This is a genomic window from Kitasatospora sp. NPDC023385 (assembly GCF_055664045.1).
Genome location: NZ_JBVOOL010000061.1, coordinates 1 through 10704, shown reverse-complemented (window position 1 = coordinate 10704; position 10704 = coordinate 1). Strand labels below are relative to the sequence as shown.

Genomic DNA, 10704 nt, shown 5'->3' with positions numbered 1-10704 from the left:
TGCCCAGGCACCTGCCCGATGCCTACGCTTCCCAACTTCGCTGTCACAAACTGGGCTACTTCCCTGATTCGCTGACACAAGCAGCCGTTGTCCCAGCTTCGATGACAATCGTCCCAACTTCGCTGTCACGGGTCAGCTCTCGCTCGCGCCGTCCCGCCCGGCGCCGTGCCCCGCCGCTGCGCCCTGCTCGACGTCTTGGTCGGCCGCCAGGCCGTCCCGCTGCGCGGGGCTTGGCCCCGCTGTCCAAGCCCGTGCCGTGGAGGCCCTGGTGGCCGGTCCTGGCCGTCGTCCCGGCTGCCCCGGCCCCTGGGCTGCCCGGCCGCCTCCGGGCCCCCTGGTGGCCGTCCTGGTCCGGTGTTCGGTTTGGTGGCGCTGCTCCGGGAATTGCTCGGTTGACGCTGGGCGGGATTTTTGGGCGGTTTGGAAGGGTGGTCGCCGTGTCGGCGTGGAGGGCCGTAGGCCCCTTTCCGGGGTGCCTGAATGTGATTTCTGCCCGCTGCGCCGCGTGGGGCTTTTGGATTGCCGTCTGAAAGAGGGTGGAAGGGGATTCGTATTCCGGCTGTGAGTGTCGCTGGATGATGATCGGCGTTTGGTTTTCAGTGGATCGGCGTGGCTGTTCATTGGGGTCGTCGGGGTTCTTTTCCCTGGTCGCGGCCGCCGTCAACCGGGGATGGTGAATGGGGGAGCCGGGCGCGCGGTGAAGTGTCCTGCTGTATCGCGGTGAAGAGCCGACGCCGATCGTTATCACCAGCCTCGGGGCGTGGCTTGCGGCCGTGGTCCTGGAGCGGGAGCTGAGGAGGCTTCAGAGCCTTCTACGGAGTGCTTTATCTCAAGGAGCCCTGAGAACTGGCTTCGTAGGCGAGAACCGAAGACCCGGGCCACACTGCGATCGAGGAGATCGCCGAAGGCTCGGGCTGAATCGATGTCAGGGGTCGGCAGCGTTCCCGCGTCGTCGATGGTCGAGATGAAGTCGATGTCGGCCCAACCGCCACGGAACAGGACGGCCGAGAGCTGTGCGTCGCCGGGGCCTGTGATGAGGACGCCGATCGAGTCGGGTTCGGTCACCGAAGACCGGTCTGTTTCAAGGCGTGGTGGCCACGGCGCGGCCTCGTCCCGCCAGGTCACGTGCCCGACTACCAGCCCCCGGCGCTCCCAATCTGCCCTGCGCTCGGCGACTTCGACAGCCGCGTGATCAAGATCGACGACTTGTTCCATGTACAGATCATGACGACCAGCAAGCGCATCCTCTACCTGTTTCAGTCGGCGCCGGCCACGCCTTCACCAGCACGACCGCACGCTCCAGCGCTTTCAGTTCCCGACCCGCGGTACGCAGTGCTCTTCGAACTCATCGCTCAGCGCCTTCCGTTGTCGAGGACGAAGCCACTGTGCGCGGTGTCCGGGCGGTCGCCGGCCTCGGTGAAAGGGGTCCGCCGCAGTGGTGAAGAGCGGGAGCCGAACGCTGCTGCCCGTGGCAGTAGAGACCTGGGGGTCCGGCGTCCGGTGAAACGCCACGGCGGCGGTTTGCCTTCGATCGTGTGCTGTCGTGCGGCGTGTCGGTGTCGCACCGGGGTGGGGCGGACAGCCTGGCCTCAACGAGGCCTGCCGTGAAGGAGACGGGCACTGACCGGTATGGGGGAGTGGTGGTGCCCGAGCCGATGAAGCCGGTGCTGGATCGGTCCGCTGCCGTGGCCAGGTTGATGGACCTGGACAGTCGGGGCGAGTTGACCACGTCTCATGTGCGGCTTGTCGCCTCGTCTCTCGGGGTGACTGTGCGGGCGGTGTGGTACTGGATCGCCGCGGCGCGTAAGGAAGGGCGGTTCTCGGCACGCCCCCGCGCGCGGCTGGCCGTCACCTCGGAGGTCCGGCGTCTGCTGGCGTTGTGGGGAGGCAACGTCTCGGCCGTCCACCGCGAACTGGTAGCCCGCGCAGCAGACGACCCCGCAGCAGGGCCTGTGCTGTCGCTGTCAGCCCTGCACCGCGCGGTGGTGCGGGAGTTGTCGGTGGGGGAGCGGGCGGGTCTTCGGGGTGGGGAGGCGGCGCGGCGGGCGCACGACGTGTTCGGAAAGCGGCCGGCCGCGTGGAGGAATGCGTGCTGGGAGGGCGATCACAAGCATGTGCCGGTGCAGGTGGATGTCGAGGGCGAGTTGGCGTGTCCGTGGATCACGTGGTTCATCGACTGCGCGACCAAGATGATCACGGGGGTGGCGGTGACGCCGCACGCCCCGTCGAGGGACGCGGTGCTGGCCGCGTTGCGCACCTCGATCGCCCGTACCGACCCGTTCGGTCCCGCCGGCGGCCTGCCAGCCATGGTGCGCGTGGACCGGGGGAAGGAGTTCCTGTGCGCCACGGTGACCGCGGCGCTTGGTGCGTTCGCGGTTCCCGTGCACGACCTGCCCGCCTACAGCCCGCATTTGAAGGGCACGGTCGAGGCGTTGAACGACGCGGTCGAGGAGATGTTCCTCGTCTCCCTCCCGCGCTACACCCACCGCCAGAAACTCACCGGCGGCCGGCTCGCCGATCCGGACGCGCCGCCGCTGACGTTCGCCGCGTTCGTCGCGCTGCTCCTGGACTGGGTGCGCTGGTGGAACACCGAGCACCACCCGTCAGGCCTGGACGGCCGCACCCCCGCCGAGGCGTGGATTGCCGACCCGACGCCGCTGCGCGACGTTGCGCCCGGGCACCTGGCGTTCTTCGCCCTGGAGGACGACGGCCGTACCCGCACGATCACCACGAACGGCATCTCCTGGCGAAGCCGCCCCTACATCGCCCCGTGGATGGTCGGCCACACCGACACGAAGATTCGCCTGCGCCATCTGCCGCACCACGACGGCGAGATCGAGGTCTTCGACGCGTCCACCGGTCACCACCTCGGCGCCGCTCATCTCGCCGAGCAGGCGAGCCCGGAACAGATCCGCGCCTTGCGTGCGGCCCGCACCACCGCCGCCCGCCGGCTGCGCGCGGACCTGAAGGCCGCGGAGAAGCTGCGCCGCCGCCGGTTCGCGGCCGCGACCACCTCGGCCCCGCCGCGACCGCTCGGCACCCTGACCGCGGCCGAGGCCGACGCCGAGCTCGCGGCGACCGACGGCCGGGACCTTAAGGCGCTGGCCCTGCCCGGGCTGCTCCCGCACGCCCCGGTCCCGGACGGATGGGTCCTGCCCCGCGCCACCGCACCCGCCGGGCCCGAGCGCGCCGACACCGACCCAGCGGCCCCAGCACCGCCGGCCTGAACCGCACCGCAGCCGCAGCCCGCACACACCGCAGTCGCAACCCATGTCCGCCGCCGACCGCTCCCTCCCGCCGACCGCTATGGCCCGCCCGGTGGGGCCATAGCCCCTCTCAGACTGCCGGCCCCGCCCGCCCCTTCTCTTGAGCCCCGTAGGAGCCCGCACTGTGACCACCGCACCCGCCGTCCGTCCCGGCATGCTGCCGCCCGAGCGCGCCGACCACTACCTGCACCTGGAAGGCGCCCGAACGGTAGCCACCGAGGCGCTGCGCACCGCCCGGGAGAACATCGCCGCCACCCTGGAGGCCCGCGCGATGATGTGCATCTCCGGCGCGGCCGGCAACGGCAAGTCCCTGTCGGTGAACGCCTCACTGCGCCTGCTCGCACCGCACAACTCCTACCGGATCGCCTTCCGGGCCCGGCCCACCCCGCGCGACATCCGCCACGAACTGTTCCGCGCCCTGGGCCTGCCCGGCGAGCCTCCCGCACGGCCGATCGAGTTCGACGCCGTCCTCAAAGACGCCCTCACCCGCGGCTTCCACGTCCTGGTCTGCGACGAGGCCCAATGGATGTCCAGGGAGTGCTTCGAGTACTGGCGCTACCTGTGGGACGACCCCGCAACCGACATCGCCGTCGTCTTCGCCGGCGGTGACGGCTGCGCCAAGGTGCTGCGCCGCGAACCGATGCTCGCCTCCCGCGTCTACATCTGGCAGCAGGCCCACCCGCTCACCCTGCCCGAGGTCCTGGCCACCATCCCCGCCTTCCACCCGCTGTGGGACGGCGTCGACGCCGACCTGATCGCCCTGGTCGACAAGCAGGCCGCACACGGCAACTTCCGCGCCTGGGCCCGGATCACCAAACTCGCCACCGACGGCCTGGCAGCCCAGGGCGGCACCCGTATCGACGAACACCTGCTGCGCCAGGTCTACGACCGCATCGGCATCAGGACGTGAACCCGCGCCGGGCGCCCGGCGTCACCCTGGCGCTCGATCCGGGCGACGACGCGGCCTGCACCAAGACCGCCCTGGCTGCCCACGACCCCACTGCCGGCCGCATCACCGTGCACCCGACCCCGGGCACCACCCGCGCCGACGACCTCGCTCTCGACGTCCTGGCCGCCATCGGCAAGCCCTACACGCCACCCGGTCCCTGGAGCAGAGCCCACGGCCTGCTGTGGGCGGCTGCGGCAGCCTGGATCCTCGCCACTTCGGCCCAGCACCTGACCGTTCTGCGCGCCCACCTCCTCGCCCCACCCACCTGGCGCCGCCTGCTGGACCTGCAGCAGCGCACCGGCATCGACCTGACGATCGTCTGCCACCGCACCACGCCACCCGCCCTCACCACGGCCCTGCACGCGACCGCGCACACGACCACCACCGGCCTGCCCCCGCACGCCCCGCCCGACCCCCAACCCCGCTCGCCGCTGCCGCCCACCCCGCGCGCCTCCAGCCTCGACTGGCTGACCATCCCGGCCCTGACCCGCCTCGCACTGTCCGACATCCCCGAACCCCTCTGCACCTGCGCCCCAGCCCCTACCGCCAACGACCAACCGCCCCCTCACCGCCCGACCGCCTCCTCAACGAAGCCGTCCAGCGCATCCACCGCCTCGCCCACCCCAAACACGCCGCAGCGCTCGCCACCACCCTGGTCACCGGAGCGTCCTTCCACCACCTCGCGACCGCCACCCCGGCCGACTACAACTCCACCTGCGCCACCCTCACTCTCCACGCCCCGCGCCACGGCCGAACCCCCGCCCGCTGCGCCACCTACGAACTCCCGCACTGGACCCGCATCTTGCTGGACGCCGCCGCCCGCTACCTGAACCTCACCACCGCCGGAACCCGCCTCCTTGCCCCGCCCGACCATGCCCTGGCACCCCTGCTGCAGAACGCTGAACACTGCCGACTGCGCCCACCCCAACACCCCCACCCCACCAAGCGCCCAGCCCGCTACGCCTTCCCGGAAGCGCTGCCGGACGGCCCCGACTGGACGGCCTTCGTCGGCGTCCCCGACGTGCCCCCGCACCTGGCCGGCACGGCCCACCGCCGCCGCCGGCTGAAGAAAGACGGCCCGCGTTGGCGCGAATGGGAACGGATGTACGCCGCAGCAGCCGCCTTCCACGCTGAGCACCACCATCTGGACCCCACCGACCCCGACCACGACGGCCCCTTGATGGCCTGGATCGTCCGGCAACGCCACCTCAAGACCTGTGGCGAACTCGCCCCCGCCCGTATCACCGAACTCGACGCACTCGACATGATCTGGTCGAAGAACGCCAGCTCCTGGGAACGCGGCCACGCCTACGCCCAAGCCTGGGCGGCCCGCACCGGCCACCTCGCCATCCCCGCCAAGGAAACGCTGGACGGCTACGCCGTCGGCTCCTGGATACGCCGCCAGCGCAAGGCCGCGGGCCTGACCGACCACCAGCACCACGCCCTCGATGCCCTCGACCCGCTATGGCAACTGGAGCCCGATTGGAACCGCTCCTACCGCCGCCTGACCGCCTACCTCGCCGAAGGCGGGGGCCTCAACGGACCGGCCAACCGCACCGGCCACATGAGCGACCCCCACTTCCGCCCCGGATCCTGGCTACGCAAGCAGAACCGCCTCGCCGCCACCGGCGCGCACACTGCCCAGCAGACCGAGCTGCTCGACGTCCTCGGAGCCTGGCAGACGGCCATCTCGCCGCAACCCCACTGACGAACGACGGAAGACGACCCGCAGCCTGCCGCGGGAAGAGGCGCCCGGACCCGCGGTCACGGTCCGGTTCAGTCGGCAGAGCCTCGCGGCTGCACACCAGACCGGGGCAGCCGATCATCCAGGCCCGTTGTCAGAGCCGGATGGCAGGCTGGTCGGATGATCAGTCAAAAGCTGGCCGTGCAGTGCTTGGCCGAGGAGGTACGCGGTTGCCTGGTCCCGACGGTGCCCGAGCAGTTCCAGCGCAAGCGATTCGCCGAGCACGATCTCGTCTTCTTCGGACACGTACCGGTGCGGGCCCACAAGCTCGCCAACCGGTGGCAGTTCGACGAATCCGAGGTCCGCACGGCCGGGCGCACGATCGCCGCACTGCCCTGGGATCCCGGCGACCTCGTCGACCCACGACCACACGGTCCCGGCAAGCCCAGGCCGACGGCACCTGCTCGTACGGGCTGGAGAGAACAGATCCGTCGCTGGGCCGACCACGCGGGCTTCGTTATGCGGATGAAGAATGGCTGCCCGTGCGGAACGTCCTCCTGCCAGCGACGCTCCGACGGGTGGGCGCTTCCCTGCGCCCTGACCCCCGAAGCTCTGCTCCAGCGCTGTGCCAACTACTCCATCGCCTGCGTGCTTCCCGTGCCCACGCTGGTCTGGTCGCACGACACATGGCTGATCCCGCGCACCCTCGCTCTCGTTCTCGACCAGTGGGAGGAGGCCGAGACCGCGCTGGCTGCCGGCAGCCGCGTCTGCGGCACCTGCGGCGCGCACAGCACGGACTCGACCTGGCACACATCCACCACCAGCGGCTGGAAGGTGATCTGCCCCGCCTGCGCCGCCGCAGGACTGCGCCGCTACCAGCAGGAACTGGCAGGAGCCGCCTACGCGGGCGTACGAGAACGCGGACTGCGGGCCGAGGACTTCCTGTGCGCGATCTGCGAACCGGCCAGGCCCGCAGCGGCCTGGGACCACTGCCACGAACACGGCCTGGTACGCGGGCCCCTGTGCGGAAGCTGCAACACCATGGAAGGCCAGGGCAAGGAGTTCCTCGCCCACAAAGGCAGCGTGCAGCACCTCCTGAACTGCAACGGCTGCCGTACCCACCGCACCCTGCCACCGCACCACAGACTCGCCGCGCTGCGCCGCCACCTTCACCTCGAACGAGGTCTTCAGGGGTGCGATGTTCCGATGCACATGTGCGTGTCGGTCACCGAGGTCGTCGACAGCGGATATGAATGCAGGGTCCGCTGTTTCGGGCAGAGAGGTTTTTCAAGCCTTCGTCTGACGGCGGCTGAGGCGGAGTACATCCTGGCCCGGACAGTCGAGTCCGGGATGCTCTGAGCGCCAGGGCTGAACAGGCCAGCACGGCAAAGGACTTGGGCCCGGTGCTGCATGCCACCACCAGCACGGCCACCTGGCGATCCCGGCGACCGTGAAGCTCGACGACTACGCGGTGGGCGCGTGGATGCGCCGCCAGCGCAAGGTCGACAACCTTAACCCCGACCAGGTCGCCAAGCTCGACGCGCTGGACGAGCTGTGGCGCCTGGAGCCGGACTGGAACAGGTCGTACCGCCGCCTGCTGGCGTACCTCGAGGCCGGCGGCACTCTGGACGGCCCGGCCAACCGCACCGGCGGCGAAGCCGACCCGGCGTTCCGGCCCGGCACGTGGCCGCGCAAGCAGGACAAGGCCCGCACCGACGGCAAGCTGACCGAGCAGCAGGCCGCGCTGCTGGACGCGCTTCATGCCGTCGCCGCCGATAGCCGACCCTGACCGCACACCGATCTATCGTCCGGCGAAGCCAGGCAGCAGAGGACTTGGGCACGTTGATGCTGCCCGCCCCGACGTAGCGGGAGCTGATGGCTGTGCTGGTCTCCGCTGCGGACGATCCGTGGTGGGAGGTGCGGGCGCTCCACGCGAGGCTCTACCCGGCGAAGGCCCGTCGGGGTGTGACCTGTTGGTGCTGTGGGGCGTGGAATGGCCTCATATGCCAACTTGTCTGGACCTTTGGTTGGACCTGTTGGGGGCCTCCAGTGGGTCGGGCCGGTGGTGGGTTGGTGACTGTGTGTGGTGGCTAGTGGGGTCGGGGGTGCTCCTGGCCCGCTCGACCGGTTGGTGGCCTGTTTTGTCGTGTGTTCGGGTTGGAATTTCGTGTGGTATATTTCTTTGAATTGACCAGAGCGGTTTCCTTGATTCGAGCCGGAATGATCGGGTGAGGGCCTGTCGGTGTTCGGTTTCTGCCCGGCCGGGCCCGGGCCCGGCCGCCCCCGGGCCTGGGGGCCGGGCTCTCGGGTGGTCGTCTCCGCCGCGCGCTGCTGTCCGTGGTCTGCCGTCCCGGTGCCGCTGCGCCGTTGTGGCTCGGTTTGTCCGGGCCGGCCTGTTGCGCCTGGGTCGCCGTCGAGGCCGTGGTGGCTCTGGTTGTCTGGGTGGCCGTCAGGCCGTCCGCTCCGCTGTGCCCGTCGAGGCCGTGCCGCTCTCGCCGCCGCTGCGCTCCGGTGCCGGCCGCCAGGCCGGGCTCGACGGCTTGCCTTACCCGCCAAGCCGGTGCCGTAGGCCCGGCCCCGTGCCCGTGCCGGCCCGTCAGGCCTGGCCCCTTGCCCCTTCACCGGTCGGCCGCAGGCCGTAACCGCCCCTTCGCGGCCGCCAGGCCGCCCTGCGTGGGCACACAGTGCTGCGCCTGAAGGAGTCGGTTAGCGGCCGGTCAGGTGGCGGGATGTGAGGTGGACTTCATCGAGTTGGGCGGTGGTCAGGTGTCGGGCTTCCCAGATGACGGCGGCCACGTCCGCTGCCCGAGGGTGCGGTGGTGGCAGATCGTCCGGCAGGTGGATGCCGCCGAGTACCGCGAGGTCGGGTGCGGCAAGGCCGAGCACGCCCGCGAAGCCGGCTACCAGTTCGGGGGTGGGTTCGATGGTGCCGCGGCCCACCCCGCCGACGGTCGAGGCCGATAGGTAGGTCCGCCCGCCGGTCACCGCGTGTAGGGCCTGCGCTGTGCATAGCCAGGTGAGGTTCCGGTTGTGCGTGAGCGTCAGGAGCACCGCACCGAAGCCCGGCTCGTAGCGGTGGTACGGCCGGTCGACCCCGCCCCGCCCCTCCCGCTGTACCAGGGGCTGCGCCCGGATCGCGTCCAGCAGCAGGGTCCGGTTCTCGGCGGGCATGACCATCGTGTTGTAGACGACGGATCTGATCGACCAGTTCGGGTTGCGGGTGACCGGTGTGAGGTCGTCGGGGACTGGTTGTCCGGCGAGGATGAACAGGTCCGCGGTGTGCAGCCCGAGTATCGGCCCGAGGTCCCGCAACAGCCGTCCGGTCGGCTCCCGCCCGTCGAGTACGGCCTGCAGCTCCGCCTGGTCCGAGCCGGCCACCGCCGAGAGCGCGGTGGCGTCGAGCGCCCGTCGGTCCATCAGACGCGCCAGCAGCCCACCGAACTCCAGTACCCCTGTCATTCCGTCAGCCTAGGCACCTGCACGAAGGCCGCCAGGCCGCCCTCCCCTGCTTCTCCGCTATGCCCTTGCCACCGTCCGGTCCGCCGGCCTCGGCCGCTCCCCGCCGTGCTGCTCGTCCCGCCCGGTGCCGCGCTCCGCTGCTGGGCCCTGGCCCCCGTCCTGGTCGGCCGCCAGGCCGTCCCGCTGCGCCTGGTCCGGCCCGTCCTGCCGCCGGGCTCTGGTGGCGCCGCTTGGGCCGTTCCCTGCCCGCCTGGGGTGCCCGGCCTGTCCGGCCGTCTCGGGCCTTGTCCTTCCCGCCGTCCTGGCCCGGTGTTCGGTTTGGTGTCGTTGTCCTGGTGATTGCCTCGGTGACGTCTCGCCGGATTTCCCGGGCGGTCTGGAATGGCGGGTGCCGTGCCGGTGTCGAGGGCCGTAGGCCCCTTTCCTGCGTGCCTGAATTCAGTTTCCCGCCGCTGCACCTAGTGCGGCTTTTCTGTTTCACTCGGGAAAAGGGGATGGATGCAATCCACATTCGGTGTGAGGATGCCGCTGGATGGTGTGGTTGAGAATGGCGCAGCGCAGGTCTATATTCGTTGTCTGTGCGTCATTGCTGGTGGCTTGGATAGGGCCGTACGCAGCTCTGGTGAAGGCATCGGAAATGCTGCCGGAAACGCTCTGGACGCCGGTTCGGATTCTGGTGTTGAGGGCCCGTCAGGGACCGGCGGGCAGGGTGCCGGTGAGGGACCGCCACGGGGCCTCGGGTGGGTACGGCCGGGGCGGTGGCCCGGGAGTCCGGGCGAGGGCCGCAGGCCCGCCTCCGAGGGCGACGGTTGGGCCGACAGTCCAGCAACCAGGCCGCAGGCCGGTCATCGGTGGGGGCCGGGAGGGGGAGGGTTGCGGCTGATACCCGAAGTCCGCGACGCATCGTCAACGCCGGGGCCGCAGGCCCGGGGCCGGCACCCCGTCGGATTCGAGGGAAGGGGCTGCTACCCGAATTTCGCGTCACATCGTCAACGCTCACCCCCGGGCGCAGCCCAGGAATGCTGCCAGCTGATCGGCCCGATAGGGCCGTGAAAAGGCCCGCCCAATCAAGCCAGAATGCCGACAGGTTGACGGGCCGTAGGCCCGGGGAAAAAGTCCGAGCCGGGCAGAGCGCAGCGACGCCCGACGCCCCGCCGAGACGGCGCGTCACGGTGCCCACGAATTCGCCGGAGGCAAAATTCCCCCCGCCACCCACCCGCCCGCCCCGGCGTAGCCGGGGCTACGCCACGCACGGTGACGGCGTAGCCGGCACCCCCGCACCTGGCGGTGCGTCAGCACCGCTGCTTCCGCGTCAGCGGAAGCCCAAGCCGCAGGCTTCCGCCCCC

General features: G+C 70.6%; 7 protein-coding genes and 1 pseudogene. 6 read left to right on the top strand and 2 right to left on the bottom strand.

Features of this window, described 5'->3' with window-relative positions; all coding sequences use genetic code 11:
• Window positions 1-744: 744 nt before the first annotated feature.
• Window positions 745-1215, bottom strand: coding sequence for a hypothetical protein (locus AC0B61_RS36570; RefSeq protein WP_471746766.1), 471 nt, complete (start codon window positions 1213-1215; stop codon window positions 745-747).
• Window positions 1216-1655: 440 nt separating this feature from the next.
• Between AC0B61_RS36570 and AC0B61_RS36565 the strand changes: the two genes are divergently transcribed.
• The 6 genes and pseudogenes from AC0B61_RS36565 to AC0B61_RS36540 all read left to right on the top strand — a co-directional run.
• Window positions 1656-3227, top strand: coding sequence for a Mu transposase C-terminal domain-containing protein (locus AC0B61_RS36565; protein ID WP_471746768.1), 1572 nt, complete (start codon window positions 1656-1658; stop codon window positions 3225-3227).
• A gap of 163 nt (window positions 3228-3390) precedes the next feature.
• The gene (locus AC0B61_RS36560; protein ID WP_471746764.1) at window positions 3391-4176 is read left to right on the top strand and encodes an ATP-binding protein; all 786 of its coding nucleotides are present in this window, start codon (window positions 3391-3393) and stop codon (window positions 4174-4176) included.
• Window positions 4173-5045, top strand: coding sequence for a hypothetical protein (locus tag AC0B61_RS36555; RefSeq protein ID WP_471746762.1), 873 nt, complete (start codon window positions 4173-4175; stop codon window positions 5043-5045). Before AC0B61_RS36560 ends, AC0B61_RS36555 begins: the two co-directional genes overlap by 4 nt.
• Window positions 5018-5923, top strand: a complete 906-nt coding sequence (locus AC0B61_RS36550; protein WP_471746760.1) for a helicase associated domain-containing protein — start codon at window positions 5018-5020, stop codon at window positions 5921-5923. The genes AC0B61_RS36555 and AC0B61_RS36550 overlap by 28 nt, the downstream gene beginning before the upstream one ends.
• A gap of 156 nt (window positions 5924-6079) precedes the next feature.
• Window positions 6080-7258 carry an endonuclease domain-containing protein gene (locus tag AC0B61_RS36545; RefSeq protein WP_471746758.1) on the top strand — a complete coding sequence of 393 codons (1179 nt, stop codon included), beginning with the start codon at window positions 6080-6082 and terminating at the stop codon, window positions 7256-7258.
• A 67-nt stretch (window positions 7259-7325) separates the two neighbouring features.
• Window positions 7326-7688: pseudogene (locus AC0B61_RS36540) on the top strand (helicase associated domain-containing protein); the annotation flags it as partial.
• A 917-nt stretch (window positions 7689-8605) separates the two neighbouring features.
• Here the strand turns inward: AC0B61_RS36540 and AC0B61_RS36535 are convergent.
• On the bottom strand, window positions 8606-9358 hold the full coding sequence (locus AC0B61_RS36535) for a hypothetical protein (RefSeq protein ID WP_471746756.1): 753 nt from the start codon (window positions 9356-9358) through the stop codon (window positions 8606-8608).
• Window positions 9359-10704 lie beyond the last annotated feature (1346 nt).